Below are 17,527 nucleotides of genomic sequence, written 5' to 3' on the forward strand. Positions count from 1 at the left end.
TTGCGAACCCCCAATCCCGAATCCCCAATCCCGGCTTCAAATCAGCTTGATCTCGCGCAACCGCTCCTCCAGATACCCCTGCGCGGTGATCGGCTCGGGATAGCGACTGGGGTTGTCGGCGCTGATGCACGACGGCAGCACGTCGATGACGAAATCCGGGTTCGGGTGCAGGAAGAACGGCACCGAGTAGCGCGGCTGCCGCGCCTGTTCGCCCGGCGGGTTGACCACGCGGTGGGTGGTCGAGGGATACACGTGGTTGGTCAGGCGCTGCAGCATGTCGCCAATGTTGACCACGATGGTGTCGGCGTCGGAGGTGAACGGCACCCACTCGCCCTGCTTGGACTTCACTTCCAGGCCGGCGGCGCTGGCGCCGACCAGCAGGGTGATCAGGTTGATGTCCTCGTGCGCGCCGGCACGCACGTTGGGGATGTCGTCGGCGGTGATCGGCGGGTAGTGGATCGGGCGCAGGATCGCGTTGCCCGAATCGGTCTTGTCGGCGAAGTAGTGCTCGGGCAGGCCGATATGCAGCGCCAGCGCCGCGAGCACGCGCGCGCCGAGCTGGTCCAGCGCCTGGTACAGGCCGTAGCCGTGCTCGCGGAAGCCCGGCACTTCGCTCGGCCACAGGTTCGGCAGCATGACGTCGCGATACTTGGAATCCTCGCCGATCTCGCGGCCGATATGCCAGAACTCCTTCAGGTCGAAGTGCTTGGAGTCCTTGGCGGTCTCCACGCCGAACGCGGTATAGCCGCGCGCGCCACCGCTGCCGGGCACGTGGTACTTGCGCTTGACCTCCTCCGGCAAGGCGAAGAATGCCTTGAACACGCCATAGGCCGCATCGATCTGCGCCTGCGCGATGCCATGGTTGCGGATGCCGGCGAAGCCCCACTCGCGGTAGGCCGCGCCCAGTTCGGCGACGAAGGCGTCGCGGTCGGTGTCGAAGCGGGTGATGTCCAGGGTCGGGATGCGCGCAGTCATGGCGGGAACCGTAGTCGTGAAAGGGAAAGACGCCGCGATCAGATCAGCAGGCGGTACAGCAGGTAGAAGGTGGCCGCCTTGGCAACGACCACCGCGACGCCGATGGCGATCGACTCACGCCGCGTCACGGACCGCCTCGGCGAGTTTTTCCAGGGTGTCGCGCATCAGCGCGGCATCGTCGGCCTCGACCGTGACCCGCACCACCGGCTCGGTGCCGGACGGACGCAGGAACGCGCGCCCGCGGCCCTGCACCGCCGCCTGCGCCGCGGCCAGCGCGGCCTGCACGCTGGCCGCCTCGGCCGGGCGCGCGCCTTGCTGCAGGCGCACGTTGACGGTCTGCTGCGGCACCTTGCGCAGGCCCTGCAGCGCCTGGCGCAGGCTCTGCCGCGAGCGCTTGAGCACCTCCAGCACCTGCAGCGCGCTGACGATGGCGTCGCCGGTGGTGGCGCGGTCCAGGCACAGCATGTGTCCGGAGGTCTCGCCGCCGAGCACGCCGCCGTGCTCGACCAGCGCCTGGTGCACGTAGCGGTCGCCGACCTTGACCCGCAGGAACGGCAACTGCAGCGCGGCCAGGGCCTGTTCCAGCCCGTAATTGGTCATCAGCGTGCCGACCACCGGCCCGCGCAGGCGGCCGCTGGCCTGCCAGCCGCAGGCCAGCACGTACAGCAGGTCGTCGCCGTCGACCGGGTTGCCCTGGTCGTCGGCCATCAGCACCCGGTCGCCGTCGCCGTCGAAGGCGATGCCCAACTGCGCGCCATGCTGGCGCACGTTGCTGGCGAGGTTGTCGATGTGCATCGAGCCGACCCCGGCGTTGATGTTGAGCCCGTCCGGCGCGGCGCCGATCGCGATCACCTCGGCGCCCAACTCGCGGAACAGCAGCGGCGCGATGTGGTAGGTCGCGCCGTGCGCGCAGTCCAGCACCACCTTCAGCCCGCGCAGGTCGAAACCGCGCGGCACGCTGGCCTTGCAGAACTCGATATAGCGGCCGATCGCGTCGCGCGCGCGCATCGCCTTGCCCAGGCGCTCGGATTCCACCGTGGCGAACGGCGCGTCGAGCGCCGCTTCGATCGCGCTCTCGGTGGCGTCGTCGAGCTTCTCGCCCTCGGCGGAAAAGAACTTGATGCCGTTGTCGTAGTGCGGATTGTGCGAAGCGCTGATCACGATGCCGGCGTCGGCGCCGAGCGTGCGGGTCAGGAACGCCACCGCCGGCGTGGGCATCGGCCCGAGCAACTGCACGTCGGCCCCGGCGGCGACCAGCCCGGCCTCCAGCGCCGATTCGAACATGTAGCCGGAAATGCGCGTGTCCTTGCCGATCACCACCGTCGGCCGCGCAGTGCCGGCGCTGCCGGCGCCGAGCACGCGGCCCAGCGCATTGCCCAGGCGCATCACGAAATCGGCGGAAATGGCGCCCTGTCCGACCCGGCCGCGGATGCCGTCGGTGCCGAAGTACTTGCGAGTGCTCATGCGGCTGGGAATGGGGAATAGGGAATCGGGAATGGGGCAAAGCCCGGGAATTGCGCCGGCCCGACGAAGCGCGCGCTCGATGCGCAATCCATCCGCCGCGCGGCACCACGATTCCCGATTCCCGATTCCCGATTCCCGGCCTTCATGCCACCACCTCGGTCTTCGCCGGGGCCGGCTGGCGCATCATCATCGCCAGCAGTTCGGACAGGCGGTCGCGCAGTTCGCGGCGGTCGCAGATCTGGTCGATGGCGCCGTGCTCGAGCAGGAACTCCGAGCGCTGGAAGCCTTCCGGCAGGGTCTCGCGCACGGTCTGCTCGATCACCCGCGGGCCGGCGAAGCCGATCAGCGCGTGCGGCTCGGCGATGTTGATGTCGCCGAGCATGGCGAAGCTGGCCGAGACGCCGCCGGTGGTCGGATGGGTCAGCACCGACACGTACGGCAGGCCGGCTTCGCGCAGGCGGCCGAGCGCGGCCGAGGTCTTGGCCATCTGCATCAGCGACAACAGGCCTTCCTGCATGCGCGCGCCGCCGCTGGCGGAGAAGCACACGAACGGCGCGCCGATCTGCAGCGCGGTCTCCGCGGCCAGCGCGAAACGCTCGCCGACCACCGAGCCCATCGAGCCGCCCATGAAGGCGAAATCGAACGAGGCGGCGACCAGCGGCTGCGCCTTGAGCAGGCCCTGCATCGCGATCAGCGCGTCGTACTCGCCGGTGCTCTTCTGCGAGATCTTGATGCGTTCGCTGTACTTCTTCTGGTCCTTGAACTTCAGCGCGTCGGTCGGCCCAAGGCGCGCGCCGATCTCGGTCGGCGTGGTGTCCGGATCGAACAGCGAGGCCAGGCGCGCGCGCGCGCGGATCGCCATGTGGTGGCCGCATTTCGGGCACACCTCCAGGTTCTCCTCCAGCTCCGGCCGGTACAGCACGGCGCTGCAGTTGGGGCACTTCTCCCACAGGCCTTCGGGAACGCTGCGCTTCTTGCTGGGCGTGCTATCGGTGCGGATGCCGGAGGGCATCAATTTGCTGAGCCAACTCATGCGGAATGACGATCCAGTCGCGCGGCCCACCAGGCCGCCAAGGGGCGACAGTCTAGCGCGCCGCCAGATATCGCGCCGCAACGAGGTCATGCGGGCCGCCGCGCCGCGCCGGTTGATGCGCCGCAACATCCCTGCCCCGTTGCCGGCGCGCAATCGGGTCGCATGGCAAGCGGGGGCTTGCCTCCCCCCTCCCGGCGGGGCGGGCGGGCACGGCCTGCGCGCCAACAGCGCGTGCCGTGAAGCGCCCGCGCTGTTGGCGCGAACCGGGCGCAACGCCGAAGATACGGGCGAAGCCGCGCAGGCTGCCCCTCGCCTCCAGAAAATCCGCAGCCGAGCCGCTACCGCAGACGCCTGCCGACCTTGCCGCCGGACGGCACCGACCGCCGACGGATACGAGCCCTCACTCCTCGTCCAGCGCCTGCCGCAGCGGCGCCAGGAACGCCAGCGCGCGTTCGCGCACCGCCTCCAAGGTGGCCGCCTCGGCCAGCGCCGCGACCAGCGCGCTGCCGACCACCACGCCGTCGGCGTCCACCGCCATGGCCCTGGCGCTGGCCGCATCCTTGATCCCGAACCCGGCCACCACCGGCACCGGCGAACGCGCGCGCAGCTGACGCAGGCGGTCGCCGGCGGCGCGGGTGTCGAGGTGGTCGGCACCGGTGACGCCGGCGAAGCTGACGTAGTACAGGTAGCCGCGCGCCGCATCGCACAACAGGCCGATACGCGCGTCGCTGGTGGTCGGCGAGGCCAGCACGATCAGGTCCAGGCCGGCGGCGGCGAAGATCGCCAGGGTCTCGGCCGACTCTTCCGGCGGCAGATCGACCAGCAGCACGCCGTCCACGCCGGCCGCCACCGCCTCCTCGGCGAAACGCGCGGTGCCGTGGATCTCGACCGGGTTGAGGTAGCCCATCAGCACCACCGGCGTGGTCGCGTCGTCGCGGCGGAACGCGCTGACCGTTTCCAGCACATAGGCCAGGCCGGCGCCGCGCGCCAAGGCGCGTTCGGAACTGCGCTGGATGGTGGGGCCGTCGGCCATCGGGTCGGAGAACGGCACGCCCAGTTCGATCACGTCGGCGCCGGCCTCGACCAGCGCGTGCATCGCCGGCAGCGTCGCCTCCAGCGACGGATCGCCGGCGGTGACGAACGGGATCAGTGCCTTGCGCCCGGCCTGGCGCAGCGCATCGAAGCGCGTGGCGATGCGGTTCGCGGCGCGGCTCATGCGCAGCCCTCGACCAGTTGCACGGCGTCCCAGCTTCCCCAGCACATCGATGTCACGTTGCCTTCTCCGGTGTCGTAGCGGACCGCGAGCCCGTGTTGCGGGTCGCGCCAAGTCAGATAACGATCCTTGCCGTCGTCGCCAGGTTCGTTCACAGCACCATGCCTTCGCGCGCGGCGATGGTATGCACGTCCTTGTCGCCGCGGCCGGACAGGTTGCACAGCACCAGCGCGTCCTTGGGCAGCTCGCGCGCCAGCTTGATCGTCTGCGCCACCGCGTGGCTGGATTCCAGCGCGGCGAGGATGCCCTCGGTATGCGCCAGCAGGTGGAACGCGGCCAGCGCCTCGTCGTCGGTGATGCCCTGGTAGACCGCGCGGCCGCTGTCGGACAGGAACGCGTGCTCGGGGCCAACGCCCGGGTAGTCCAGGCCGGCGGAGACCGAATGGGTCTCGATGATCTGGCCGTCGTCGTCGCAGATCACGTAGGTGCGGTTGCCGTGCAGCACGCCGGGGCGGCCGGCGGCGATCGAGGCGGCGTGGCGGCCGGTGGCGATGCCGTCGCCGGCGGCTTCGGCGCCGTAGATCTTCACCCCCGGGTCGTTGAGGAAGGCGTGGAACAGGCCGATGGCGTTGCTGCCGCCGCCGACGCAGGCGCTGATCGCGTCCGGCAGGCGGCCGTAGTCCTCGAGCATCTGCGCGCGCGCCTCGCGGCCGACGATGGCGTTGAAGTCGCGCACCATGCGCGGGTACGGATCCGGGCCGGCGACGGTGCCGATGATGTAGAAGGTGTCCTGCACGTTGGTCACCCAGTCGCGCATCGCCTCGTTCAGCGCGTCCTTGAGCGTGGCCGAGCCGGAGGTCACCGGTACCACCCGGGCGCCCAGCAGCTGCATCCGGTAGACGTTGATCTTCTGCCGCTCGATGTCGGTGGTGCCCATGTACACCACGCACTCCAGGCCCAGCCGCGCGGCCACCGTGGCGCTGGCCACGCCGTGCTGGCCGGCGCCGGTCTCGGCGATGATGCGGGTCTTGCCCATGCGGCTGGCCAGCAGCGCCTGGCCGATGGTGTTGTTGATCTTGTGCGCGCCGGTGTGGTTCAGGTCCTCGCGCTTGAGCAGGATCTGCGCGCCGCCGACTTCGCGGCTGAGCCGCTCGGCGTGGTAGATCGGGCTGGGCCGGCCGACGTAGTGCTTCAGGTCCTTGTCGTACTCGGCGATGAAGGCCGGGTCCTGGCGCGCCTGGTCGTAGGCCGCGGCCAGCTCCTGCAGCGGCCCGATCAGGGTCTCGGCGACGAAGCGGCCGCCGTAGCGGCCGAAGTGACCGTTGGCGTCGGGGTAGGCGTGGAAGTCGCTGATGGGAACGGAGGACATGGCGATCACGGCAAGTAGGACAGGCCTGCACTTTAGCGCACGCGTCGCCCGGCAAAAACCGATAAAGTCTGAGCATACCCGTCAGGAAATCTCACATGTCCAATCTGCGCCGCCTGCCTTCGCTGAACGCCCTGCGCGCGTTCGAGGCCGCCGCGCGGCTGCGCAGCGTCGGCGGCGCGGCGGCCGAACTGCACGTCACCCACGGCGCGGTCAGCCGCCAGATCCGGCTGCTGGAGGAGGAACTGGGGCTGGCGCTGCTGCAGCGCGAGGGCCGCGGCATCCGCCCGACCGCGGCCGGCGAGCGGCTGCGCGACGCGGCCGGCGGCGCCTTCGCCCAGTTGCAGGACGCGGTGGCGGAACTGCGCCGGCCGGCACGGCCCAGCGCCCTGGTGCTCGGCTGCCCGGGCAGCATCCTGGCGCGCTGGATGATTCCGCGACTGCAGGCGCTGCAGCGCGACCTGCCCGCGCTGACCCTGCATCTGTCCGCGCACGAAGGCGAGTTCGGCGCCGACCTGGACGGGCTGGACGCGGCGCTGCTGCTCGGCCAGGCGCCATGGCCGGAGAGCTGGCAGGTGTACGTGCTGGCGCCGGAGCGGATCGGCCCGGTGCTCAGCCCGGCGCTGCCGCAGGCGCAGACGCTGGCGGCCGGCCCGCCCTCGGCGCTGCTGCAGCAACCGCTGCTGCACACCGCCTCGCGCCCGCAGGCGTGGCCGTCCTGGGCGCAGGCGCATGGCGTGGACCCTGCGGCGCTGCGCTACGGCACCGGTTTCGAACACCTGTACTACCTGCTCGAAGCGGCGCTGGCCGGCATCGGCGTGGCGATCGCGCCGCAGCCGCTGGTCGCCGACGACCTGGCCAACGGACGCCTGCTGGCGCCGTGGGGCTTCGCCGAGACCGGCGGCGAGTGGGCGCTGTGCACGCGCCGGGAAACGCAGGACCCGCGGGTGCAGGCATTGGCGCGCTGGCTGGCTGGCGAGTTGCGGCTGTGCGGCGGCTAAGCGCTTTCTTTCGCCTGGTTGCCGGCGGCCCGCGTTGCGGAGACGCTACCGGAAACGCGAAGCCGCGACGGCCTAGCGAGCGACGCGTTTTCGGATGTCTGTCGCGGCTGAAGCCGCTCCTACAGGGGCTCGCCGGCTGGCGAAAGACATCGGCCGCTGTGCGCGGCCGACGCTAGCGCCTCAGCCGGCCGGGGTCGGCGCCGCCAGGCGCTGCTGCAGCTCGTCGCGCAACCGCGCCAGTTCGACCTCGGCCGCACGCCGTTGCTGCATGCCGTCGCGGTGGATCTCGCGCACCTCTTCCACCGTGGCGATCAGTTGCTCGTGCACGTGGCGCAGCGTGTCCATGTCGATCACCGCGCGCTGGTTGGCGCGCGCGGTGTCCACCGAGGTCTGCCGCATCAGTTCTGCGTTGCGCCGCATGATGTCGTTGGTGGCGTCGTCGATGGCGTTGGACAGGGCCGCGGCGTTCTGCTGCTCGCTCAGCGACAGCTGGATCGCGAACTGGCGCTTCCACGACGGGATGGTGATGTCGCGCACCGTGTTGAACTTCTCGATCAACTGCAATGCGTTGGCCTGGATCAGGCGGATCATCGGCAGCGCCTGGTCGGCCGCATGCTGCATCACCTGCAGGTCGCCGACGCGCTTGTCGAGCAGGCGGATGGCGGTGTCGATCTCGGCGCGCTGGCCGCGCGCCTGCGGATCGTCCTGCCCCGCCAGCGCCAGATGCTGCTGCTGCAATTCGGCCAGCCGCAGCTTGCCGGCAGCCACGTGCAGGCCCAGCTCGCGGCGTTCGGCCTGCACCATCTGGTGCATGCGGTCGAACTCGCCCACGCGCTGGCTCAGATTCGCCTGCTGCGCGCCGACATCGCGCAGCAACTGCTCGATCTGGCGGTTGGTGTCGCTGAACTTCTGCACCAGCTCGCCCTTGGAGGCGCGCAGCCGGTCGATCAGGCCGCCGATCAGCGGCACCCGCGAGCGTTCGCCGAGCTGGTCCAGCTTCAGCGCGCGGGCGATCCGCACCACCTCGCCGAGCTTGTCGCCGGTGGCTTCGAGATCGCGGTTGCGCACCTGGTCCAGCAACTGGCTGGAAAACGCGGCGGTATGCGCGGCGACCTCGCTGCCGAACAGGTGCAGGCTGCCCGGGGCCAGGTCGCGCAGCCCCTGCGCCAGGGCGACGATCTGCTCGCGGTCGTCGGCCACCAGGCCCAGGGCCTTGAGCTCGGCCGCGTCGGGCGTGGCCGGCGCAGCCTGCGGCAGCAGCGGATTTTCCTGGGTCATCGTGCTTCTCTCCTTCGATAGCGGGACGCGGCGGCTCGGGCGCAGGCTCAGCGCAGTCTAGCCCGCATCGCCTGGACTTCGGCCAGGATGCGCTGCTGCGCCTGCGCGGCGCGGGTGGCGTGGGCCGCGCCATGCGCCGCCTGCACCGCCGACTCGGCCTGGCGCCATGCCGGCAGCAGCACCTCGCGGATATGCCGATAGCGCTGCAGCAGCTCGTTGCCCTGCTGTTGCAGCAGGCGCCACTGCGCGGCCTCCAGTTGCCAGGCGGCGGCGACGCGCTGCAGGTGATCGAGACGCCGGCTCCAGGCTTCGGTCAGCTGCGCAGCACTGGCCGCCGCCGCACCTGCGGCGGCCGCGGCGATCCAGCGTTCGAGCGCGGCGACGCCGGCATCCGCAGCGGCCGCCATCGCGCCATGGTCATCGAGACGCTGCTGCAGTCCGAGCGCCTGCTGGTCGGCGCGCAGCAGCACCACGCCCATCTGCGAACTCAGGGTCTCGGCCTCGGCCTGCGCTTCCAGGTCGCGTCCGAGCAGGCGCCCGAGCACGCCGCTGGCGCGGCGGATGCGGTGCGGATCGCGCGCCTGCAGCGCCTGCTGGATGTGCTCCAGCTCGCGGACCAGCGCAGCGCCGCTATCGGGGGTCGTGTCACGCTGCGCCAGCGCCTGGCCGACGGCCTCCAGCAACGGCGCCGCGTAGCCTGCCGCAGCCTGTGCGTCGCCCATCTCCAGCGGCGAGGCAGGCGGCTGCGGCAGCGCCGGGACGATGTCCGCGCTCACGCCGGGCCGGGCTCCGGATCGTCGCCGCGCGCGGCCCCGGCTTCGCCGTAGAAATGCCGCGCCAGCGCTTCGTCGAGTTGGCGTTCGGCCAGCGTGCGCGGACGGCGCTCGCGCGGCGCGACCGCGGACGGCGTCGCCGGCTCGCGCAGATAGGCGCGGACCGCCTCGGCCAGGCCCGCCAGCGCCTGCCCGGCCTGGGCGTGGCCCTCGTGCGAGCGCGCCAACGCGTCCAGCAAGGGCTGCAGTTCCGGTGTGGCTGGAGCAACAGGCGGCGGCGCCGAACTGGGTTCGGAAACGGCTGGTGCCGCCGGCGCACGCTCACGCTCGGCCAGCACCTGCTGCAGCAGCGCCAGCATCTGCTCCCAGCGCTGCTGCGCCGATGCCGGTTCGGCGCGCAGCACCTGCAGGCCGCTGGCGATATCGGCCAGCTGCGCCACCATGCGTCCGCCGACGTCGGCCTCGTCCGCGCCCATCGCCTTGTTGCGCAGGAAATCGCGCTTGATCTGCTCCCAGCGCGCCAGCTCCTCGGCCCCCATCGTGCCGCGCAGTTCGGCCAGCTTGAGCAGGTTTTCCTCGGCGCCGCTGGTCAGCAATTGCGCCTCGCCCAGGTAGTGGTCGGAGATCAGCTGCTGCAGCTCGGCCTCGTTCATCACCGGCGAGATCTTCTCCGCCAGCTTGTTCATGTTGCGGTAGCTGCCCTGCAGCCGGAACGGCGGCTCGCTGCGGTAGCGATCGTCCTGCGCGGCGCTGGCGATGTACTGCTGGTTGACCCGGTAGACCACGTCGCGCACGCGCAGCATGCGCTGCAGGGTGGCGACGATCTCGTTGATCTCCGCGCCGCTGTAGGCGTGGCTCAGGGCATTGGTGGACATCTCCTTGCCGCGCGCGCGCTCGACCAGCAGGTACAGATCGGCCAGCTCGCGGGTGGCCAGCGGCGCCAGCACCGGATTGGAGGTCAGGCTGTTCTCGATGTAGCTGAGCACGAACGCGTCCTCCATGCCGCCGAGCACGTCGCCCAGGTTGTAGACGTCGGCGCGGTTGGCGAGCATGTCCGGAATCTTGAACACCTCGCCGGACTCGGTGTACGGATTGCCGGCCATCACCACGCAGAACTTCTTGCCGCGCATGTCGTAGGTGCGGGTGCGCCCCTTCCACACGCCCTCGATGCGGCGGGTGCCGTCGCACAGCGAAATGAACTTCTGCAGGAATTCCGGATTGGTGTGCTGGATGTCGTCGACATACAGCATGGTGTTGTTGCCCATCTCCAGCGCCAGGTTGAGCTTGAGCAGTTCCTGCCGCGCGGTGGCGTCCGGCGCCTGCGCCGGATCCAGCGAGCGCACCGCATGCCCCAGCGCCGGACCGTTGATCTTCATGAAGACCAGGCCGAGGCGGCTGGCCACGTATTCCATCAGCGTGGTCTTGCCGTAGCCCGGCGGCGAGATCATCAGCAACAGGCCCATCAGGTCGCTGCGCTTGTTCTCGCCGACGGTGCCCATCTGCTTGGCCAGGTTGTCGCCGATCACGCCAAGATAGACCTCGTTGATCAGCTTGTTGCGCACGAACGAGGACAGCGGCCGCGCCTTGAACTCGGACAGGCGCAGCTGCTCGCGTTCGCGCACGATGACCTGTTGGCGCAAGGACTGGTAGTGGCGGAAGCCCGGCACGAACGTCTGTTCGTGGCGGTGCAGGCGCGCCAGGAAATCGTCGATGGCGATGGTCAGGCGGCCGCCCTCGATGCGCGGATGTTCGCCGAGCAGGCCATCCACCGTGGTCATCAGCAGCACCTCGCTGTGCTGGCTGCGCAGCCGCGACGCCAGCAGCACGATCGCCACCGCTTCCGGCACGTAGCCGGAATAGGCGACGAAGCGCGGATCCTGGCATAGGCCCTGCAGCCAGTGGCTGGCCAGGGCCCAGCCGGCGGCGAGCTGGCCGCGCACGCGCTCCAGCGAGCGCTCGAACTCCTCGCGCAGGCCGGCCTCGCCCAGCCGCGCATGCAAGGCGTCGAGCAGTTCGCGCGCATGGCGGCTGAGCGGGAAGGTCGGCTCGCCCAGCGCCAGCTCGGCGGCCAGGTAGGCAGCCGCGGCGGCGGCGTGGCCGGCGTCGAACGGCAGCAGGCTGTCGTCGAGGAACCGCTGCAACGCCTGCTGCATCTCGGCCTGCAGCGCCTGGCGGCCCTCGTCTGCGCCGAACAGGCGGAAGATCGCATCGGCGCCGGCCTGGCGCGCGACCCACGCCGCGACCGCGTCGTCGCGCTGGCGCTCGGCCCAGAACGCCATCGCCAGCGCGCGCGCGGCCGGCGCATGCACCAGCGTGCCGGCCGCCTGATGCAGCGGCAGCAGCGCCTGCAGAATGCGCGTGGCGTCGTGGTCGTGGATGCCGCGCTCGTAGCCTTCGCGATAGCGCGGCGCGGCGAAATCGCGCACGCTGCGGGCCAGCGCGTCGGGCGTGGCCGCCTGTTGCAGCAGGCCAGGCAGGTCGAGTCCGTCGCGGCCGGCCAGCGCGGATTCCAGCAGGCTGCCGGCCAGGTATTCGCCGCGGTACAGGTCCGGCGATTCCGAATCCAGCGTCACCTGCCAGTAGGCGCGCGTCGCGTCGAGCGCGGCGTCGTGCAGCGGCTCCAGATAGTCGGTGCCGGTGAGGTGCAGGGCCAGTCCGTCCTCGCGCGGCAACAGGGTCAGATCCAGCGCCTGGGTGTTGACGCTGAAGCGGTGCCGCGGGCCGAGCCGGACCACGTTGCCGCCGGACTCGAACAGCTCGCTGCGGTCGCGCAAGGCGCGTACCGCCTGGTCGCGCACGCCCTTCAGGCGCGCCTCGACATCGTCGGCCTTGACGCTGTCGCGGTAGCCGCGCAGGCGTTCGGCCAGTTCGCGCAGCTTGAGGATCAGCGGATCGCCGGCGAAGAAGGCGTTGAGTTCGTCCGCCGTGGCGAAGCGTTCGGTGCGCCTGGGCAGCCCGTCGAGGATGCGCGTGGCGGCATCGAGCAGCGAGCGCGCCTTGCGCTGGCGCTCGTCGAGCAGGGCCTGCTTGTGGGTGTCGAAGGCCTCGATCAGCTCCTCGCGCTTGCTGAGGATGTCGCCGAGGAACTGCTCGTGCTCGCCGAACTGGCTCTCCAGTTCCTCCAGCTGCAGCAGCAGCCGCGACAGCTGCTCGTCGGCGCGCTCGGGATCGGTGGACAGGGACAGCGCGCTGGTGATGGCCTGGCCGAACAGCGCGAACTGCGCCGCGAACTGGGCCACGGTCTCGGCCGAGCCCAGGGTCTTGCGCCGCTGCTGGGCGCGCGCACGCGCCTGGTTGAGCCGCGCATAGACTTCGGACAAGGTTTCGACCACGCGGGTACGTTCGGTGGCGTCGTCGACCTTGAGCCCGGCCATCAGCTCGGAGAGCAGATCCAGGTCGTTCGACAGCGCCTGCATCGCCTGCAACTGCTCGGACAGCGCGCGCGCGGTGACCGCCGCTTGCGCCGCCGCGTCCAGTTCGGCCAGGCGCGCGTTCAACGGCGCCAGCGCGGTCTCGCTGCCGAGGAAGCGGCCGGTGGCCGCACCGACCGTCTCGTGCGCCTGCTGCAGCGCCGCGCCCATCGCATCGATCGCCGCGGTATCGATGTAACGGTATTCGCGGATCGTCAACAGATGCCCGCGCTGGGCGGCGATGGCATTGAGCGGCTCGACGAATTCCTGGATGCCGGTCCAGTTCTCCGGCTGCAACCGCGCCAGCAGCGCCTTGTGCGCGGCGACGGCGTCGGCCATCGCCTGCTCGGACTGCTGGCGGATCGACAGCACCTTCTCGTATTCGTCCAGCACCGCTTCGCCTGTGGCGCTGATGCCGCGCAGCACGCCGCCGAGACCGCCGCAATGCGCGTCGTCCAGCCAGTGGTGGGCGTCGAACAGGCGCCGCGCGTCCTCGACCAGCAATTCGTAACGCTGCACCGAGACCTCGTCGTGCTCGATCGCGCGCGCCAGCCCGAACAGGTTGGAGATGCCGCGCACCAGTTCGGCGTTGCCGATGCGGCCGAGGAAGCTGTTCCCCGGCGCGCGCCTGGCGGCGAATTCGTCGCTGCTGAACGGGGTCTGCCAGACCTGCATCGGATGGATCCGGGTCGGTTCGGTGCCTTCGGCATGGAACAGCACCATGCGCCCGTCCTGCAGCAGCGCATAGCCGTGGCCGAACACCGGGTTCTGCAGCGCGCGGCGAATGGTGTTGTAGACGAACAGCGCCGACTTGCCGCATTCGCGCTCGTAGAAGATGTACAGCACGTCCTCGCCGTTGGGCGAGCGGATCGCGCGCTTGAACTGCATGCCGTCCATCGCCGCGTCGAACGCCTTGTGGTCGCCGTTCTGCAGGTAATAGCCGCCGGGGAAGATGATGCCGTGGTCCTCGGGCAGCTGCACGCAGGCCTGCACGATGGCGTCGTTGCGCACGATGCGGCCGCTGAGCGTGTTGTAGATCAGCCCGCGCCATTGCGTCTCGCGGTACGGCAGCACCTTGAGCAGGACCAGCGTGCCGACCCGCGCGAAATCGAACTGCGCATCGTCCAGCGACTGGGTCTTGTCCTCGACCGGCTCGCTGTAGATGCCCTGCCCGGTCTCGGTGTTGTTCTCGACCTTGATGGTCAGGTCGCCGCCGATGGTTTCCACGAACAGGGTGTCGAGGATGTTCAGGTGCGAGTGGCGGCCGTTCACCGCCATCTCGCGGGTGGCGCGGGTCCATTCGAAATCGAACGGCGGCGGCAGCGCGATGTCGCGCTCGCCGCGCGCGTCGATGTAGCTCAGCTCGCCGGCGCTGTCGATCGCCCAACGGAACACGCGCACGTCGGCGCTGCGCTCGCCGATCTGGAACGACGCCAGCAGCTTGCCGCCGATGACGATCAGCTGCAGCAGCCGCGCGTGCTTGTAGTAGGCGTACAGCTCGCCGAAATCGTGCACGAAGCCGGGCTGGCCGAGGAAACTGCCGGCCAGGTCGATCGGGCTGACGTCGTAGCCGTCGGCGCCCTCGACCAGCCGGTACAGGCCGAACACGTCCTCGATCCGGGTCTGGTTCTTGAGCCCGAGGAACACGTTGTAGCCGAACAGCAGCATGTCCTGGCCGACCTGCACGATGTCGCGGCCGACGCAATTGTTCTCGGTGCGGATGCGGAAGCGCCCGACCACCTCGAGCCGGCTGTCGCCGAATTCCTGCAGCCGCTGCGCGTTGAGCGCCTCGACCGCTTCGTGCAGGCGCGCGCCCTGCTCGACCAGGCGCCGGCGCAGCACGTCGTAGGCGCCGCCCTGGGCGACGGCCTGGTCGACCTGGGACGGATTGGCGCCCTCGGGCTGCGGATCGGTCGGGGATTGGGTTGCTGCCATCGTCAACGGCTCCTGCCGGCTTGCATACGGCCGGCGCGCGTCGCCGCGCGCCGGCTTCTCAACGGGGTCCGGCGGCACGCGGCCGCCGGCGGGCCGATCCGCGCGCGCGGATCAGCCCAGCTCCAGGATCACGGCTGCGCAACGGGCAGCGCGCCAGCCGCATCGGCGGCCACCGGCTTGTGGCGCTCCACGCCCAGGTAGCGCTGCATCAGGTCCTGCACGATCGGGCTCTTGTCGGCCAGGCCTTCGATCGACTTGCCGAGTGAGACCGCCTTGATCAGGTTCTCGAACATGCCGCCGTCGCCGCCGACCAGGTCGATATCGGCATTGCGCAACGCACTGGCGATGACCTCGGCGTTTTCCTTGGACACTTCCTTGCCGGCTTCGATCGAGGCCAGCGCCTGCTTGAGGCTGTTGTCGAGCATCATGCGGAACTCTTCGTGGCCGCGCGCGGTGTCGCTGAGCGCACCGATCGCCTCGAACTTGCGGGTCAGGCCGTCGGCTTCGGCGAACAGGCGCTTCTCCACCACCGCCGCCTCGGCCATGCCGATCGACTCGGCCGCGCTGGCCTTGGCCTTGCCCATCTGCTCCTCGCCCTGCGCCTTGGCCTGCAGCGTCTCGGCCAGCACGCGCGCATCGTTGCTGCCCTGCTTGAGGCTGGCGTCGGCCTTGGCCTCGATCACCCGCGCCTCGGCGATGCCCACCTTCTCGATCGCCAGCGCCGAGGCTTCCTTGACCTGCGCGTCGGCCAGGCCGGGCGCGGCCTTTTCGGCACGCATGCCGTCGGCGAGCAGTTTCTTGGCTTCGGCCTGCTTGCCTGCGGCCTCGTGCTCGGCCTGGGCCAGGGTGGTGAGTTCGACCGCGCGGTGCTTGGCCGCGGTCTCGCGCGCCTGCGCTTCCTTGACCTGGCGCACCAGCTGTTCCTGCGCCTTGGCCTCGGCTTCCAGGATCGTCACCTGCTTGTGCCGGTCGGCCTCGGCGACTTCGCGCACTTCCTTGATCCGCTCCTCTTCCTGGGCCACGGTCTTGTCGATGGCGATGCGCTCGCGGGTGATGTTGGCCACGTCCATCTTGCCGTTCTCGACCACCTTGTCGCGCTCCACGCCCTGCAGCTGCACCTCGCGATCGGTGGTGACCTGCTCCAGCTGGCGCGCGCGCGCCACCCGCTCGACCTCGATGGCGACCGCGCGCTGGCGGTTCTGCTCGGCGACCTCGACCTCGCGCAGGCGGTTCTGCTCGCGGATGTCGATCAGCTGCTGCGCCTCGATGCGCGCGTTCTCCGACAGCTGGCGCTGTTCTTCCTGCACCTTCAGCGTCTCGGCCTGCTCGCGCGCGCGGATCGTGTCGACCTCGCGCTTCTGCCGCGCCTCGGCCTCGGCCTGCTGCCGCTCCAGCGCCAGCAGCGCCTCGCGCGCTTCCACGTTCTTCTTGGTGATCGCCAGCTTCTCGTTCTGCTCCAGCTCGTTGGTCACCACGTTCTGGGTGGCGGTCAGCTCGGTGATCTTGCGGATGCCCTCGGCGTCGAGGATGTTGTGCGGATCCAGCAGCGACTTGGGGGTCTGCTCCAGATAGTCGATCGCCACGTCCTCGAGCACGTAGCCGTTGAGGTCGTTGCCGATCACCGCGATGATCTCGTCGCGGAATTCCTGGCGCTTCTCGAACAGTTCGGTGAAGTGGAACTTCTTGCCGACCGTCTTCAGCGCCTCGGAGAACTTGGCGTTGAACAGTTCGTCGACCGCATGCTTGTCCGAAGCGCGGTCGGCGCCGATCGCCTTGGCCACGCGCAGCACGTCGGCCTGGGTCTCGTTGACCCGCAGATAGAACGCGACGGCGATGTCGGCGCGCATGTTGTCGCGGCAGATCAGGCCTTCCTTGCCGCGGCGATCGACCTGCAGGGTGATCAGGCTGATCCGCATCAGCTCGGCGCGGTACAGCACCGGCACGATCAGCGCGCCGGTGAAATGCACCTTCGGCGTCGAACTCATGTCGTTGACGATCAACGCCACGCCCTGGTCCACCTTGCGGTAGAACGCCTTGAACAGGCCGGCCAGTCCCAGCAGCAGCACCAGCAGGATGCCGACGCCGATCAGAAACGGCGCCATCGTCGCAAAACTCATCGGTGGATCTCCTTATCGCCCGCAATCAGGCTATGGGGTAACGGCGAACCCGGCTGATCCTGCTCGCGGGCCACCAGGTAATGGTTGTGCGCATGCACGTAGTCGACCAGCACGACACGCTCGCCGCGCAGGTAGTGGCTGCCGGCCGGCGCGCGCACCTGCAGCACCAGTCCGGCGCCGCCGTCGTCGACATTGGCGTAGCCGCTGCCGGCATCGGCGCGCGGCGAGGCGATCACCCCGACCTTGCCGAGCAGCGACTGCTGCGCGACCGGACGCAGCTTCAGCAGCAGCCGGCGCAGCGGCCGCAGCATCCACGAGGTCAGCGGCACCGCCGGCACCAGCGCCAACAGCGCGACCACGCTGCCCAGGCCCCAGCGCACCCCGTCCGGCAACGCCTGCAGCAGGAACAGATGCGCGAAATAGGTGCCGGTCCAGGCCCAGAACGCCAGCAGGGCCACGACCAGCATCAGCGGCGCGCCGCCCAGGCCGAGCCGCGCGAAGATGCCGGAAATGCCATGCAGGCCGTGCTCGGCGCCGTGCGCGCCGTCCACATGCAGATGCAGATGCCCGTCGGCGAGGTGGTGATCGGCAATGCCGGTCGCGGCCAGCAGCCAGTAGATCGCCGAGAATCCCAGCAAAATGCTGTACGGCAGCGTGGGAAACCCCAGTGCGACGCTCAAGAACTCGGCCATTCCCTCTATCCATCCCTGTGCGGGCAGCGCACACCGCCATCGGGCGCGTACGCTGTCGCTTCATCCTCATCGGCCGGCAACGCGCATCACGCGCGGCGCGGCATTGCCGACCGACCCCTGGCCCGGATCATACGATAAAGGCGTGACTGCACCCAGCGCGGCGCAAGCGCCATGGCGGTGGCGCGTCTGGATCTGGCGGCGCGCGGAGCGGTCGATTGCGCAGCCATACTGCTGCGTACGCGGCCTTGGCGACCTGGCGTGGCGGCGCAG

The 17,527-nt window shown here is 70.0% G+C and carries 12 protein-coding genes; 1 reads left to right on the forward strand and 11 read right to left on the reverse strand.

The genetic code is table 11. The features are described 5' to 3' along the window. Nucleotides 1–36: 36 nt before the first annotated feature. The 6 genes from JR064_RS01765 to trpB all read right to left on the reverse strand — a co-directional run bounded on the left by JR064_RS01765 (nt 37) and on the right by trpB (nt 6,054). On the reverse strand, nt 37–975 hold the full coding sequence (locus JR064_RS01765) for an isopenicillin N synthase family dioxygenase (RefSeq protein ID WP_179563842.1): 939 nt from the start codon (nt 973–975) through the stop codon (nt 37–39). Nucleotides 976–1,089: 114 nt separating this feature from the next. Beyond that, a complete protein-coding gene (gene glmM / locus JR064_RS01770) occupies nt 1,090–2,439 on the reverse strand; it encodes a phosphoglucosamine mutase (RefSeq protein ID WP_206228590.1) in 1,350 nt (449 codons plus the stop codon). Nucleotides 2,440–2,581: 142 nt separating this feature from the next. Beyond that, nucleotides 2,582–3,472, reverse strand: a complete 891-nt coding sequence (gene accD / locus JR064_RS01775; protein ID WP_003467454.1) for an acetyl-CoA carboxylase, carboxyltransferase subunit beta — start codon at nt 3,470–3,472, stop codon at nt 2,582–2,584. A gap of 400 nt (nt 3,473–3,872) precedes the next feature. Next, complete coding sequence (gene trpA, locus JR064_RS01780) at nt 3,873–4,688, reverse strand: tryptophan synthase subunit alpha (protein ID WP_206228591.1); 816 nt, start codon at nt 4,686–4,688, stop codon at nt 3,873–3,875. Beyond that, entirely contained in the window at nt 4,685–4,840 is a 156-nt protein-coding gene (locus JR064_RS01785) for a hypothetical protein (RefSeq protein WP_206228738.1), read from the reverse strand. Before JR064_RS01785 ends, trpA begins: the two co-directional genes overlap by 4 nt. After that, nucleotides 4,837–6,054, reverse strand: a complete 1,218-nt coding sequence (trpB, locus tag JR064_RS01790) for a tryptophan synthase subunit beta (RefSeq protein ID WP_206228592.1) — start codon at nt 6,052–6,054, stop codon at nt 4,837–4,839. Before trpB ends, JR064_RS01785 begins: the two co-directional genes overlap by 4 nt. A gap of 95 nt (nt 6,055–6,149) precedes the next feature. Here trpB and JR064_RS01795 point away from each other — a divergent pair, with 95 nt between their 5' ends. Beyond that, nucleotides 6,150–7,052: a LysR family transcriptional regulator gene (locus tag JR064_RS01795; RefSeq protein WP_206228593.1), complete on the forward strand. Its 903-nt coding sequence runs from the start codon at nt 6,150–6,152 to the stop codon at nt 7,050–7,052. A 180-nt stretch (nt 7,053–7,232) separates the two neighbouring features. On the opposite strand, the gene JR064_RS01800 is transcribed toward JR064_RS01795, so the two are convergent. The 5 genes from JR064_RS01800 to JR064_RS01820 all read right to left on the reverse strand — a co-directional run bounded on the left by JR064_RS01800 (nt 7,233) and on the right by JR064_RS01820 (nt 17,257). Beyond that, nucleotides 7,233–8,330, reverse strand: a complete 1,098-nt coding sequence (locus tag JR064_RS01800; RefSeq protein WP_206228594.1) for a toxic anion resistance protein — start codon at nt 8,328–8,330, stop codon at nt 7,233–7,235. 47 nt (nt 8,331–8,377) lie between these two features. Beyond that, nucleotides 8,378–9,106, reverse strand: coding sequence for a hypothetical protein (locus JR064_RS01805; RefSeq protein WP_338123851.1), 729 nt, complete (start codon nt 9,104–9,106; stop codon nt 8,378–8,380). Then, on the reverse strand, nt 9,103–14,448 hold the full coding sequence (locus tag JR064_RS01810; RefSeq protein ID WP_206228595.1) for a DNA repair ATPase: 5,346 nt from the start codon (nt 14,446–14,448) through the stop codon (nt 9,103–9,105). The genes JR064_RS01805 and JR064_RS01810 overlap by 4 nt, the downstream gene beginning before the upstream one ends. A 128-nt stretch (nt 14,449–14,576) precedes the next feature. Then, nucleotides 14,577–16,565, reverse strand: coding sequence for a flotillin family protein (locus tag JR064_RS01815; protein ID WP_206228596.1), 1,989 nt, complete (start codon nt 16,563–16,565; stop codon nt 14,577–14,579). Continuing rightward, nucleotides 16,562–17,257 carry an OB-fold-containig protein gene (locus JR064_RS01820; RefSeq protein WP_206228597.1) on the reverse strand — a complete coding sequence of 232 codons (696 nt, stop codon included), beginning with the start codon at nt 17,255–17,257 and terminating at the stop codon, nt 16,562–16,564. Before JR064_RS01820 ends, JR064_RS01815 begins: the two co-directional genes overlap by 4 nt. Nucleotides 17,258–17,527: the final 270 nt, after the last annotated feature.

It is taken from the genome of Xanthomonas bonasiae (assembly GCF_017163705.1).
Lineage (GTDB): Bacteria > Pseudomonadota > Gammaproteobacteria > Xanthomonadales > Xanthomonadaceae > Xanthomonas_A > Xanthomonas_A bonasiae.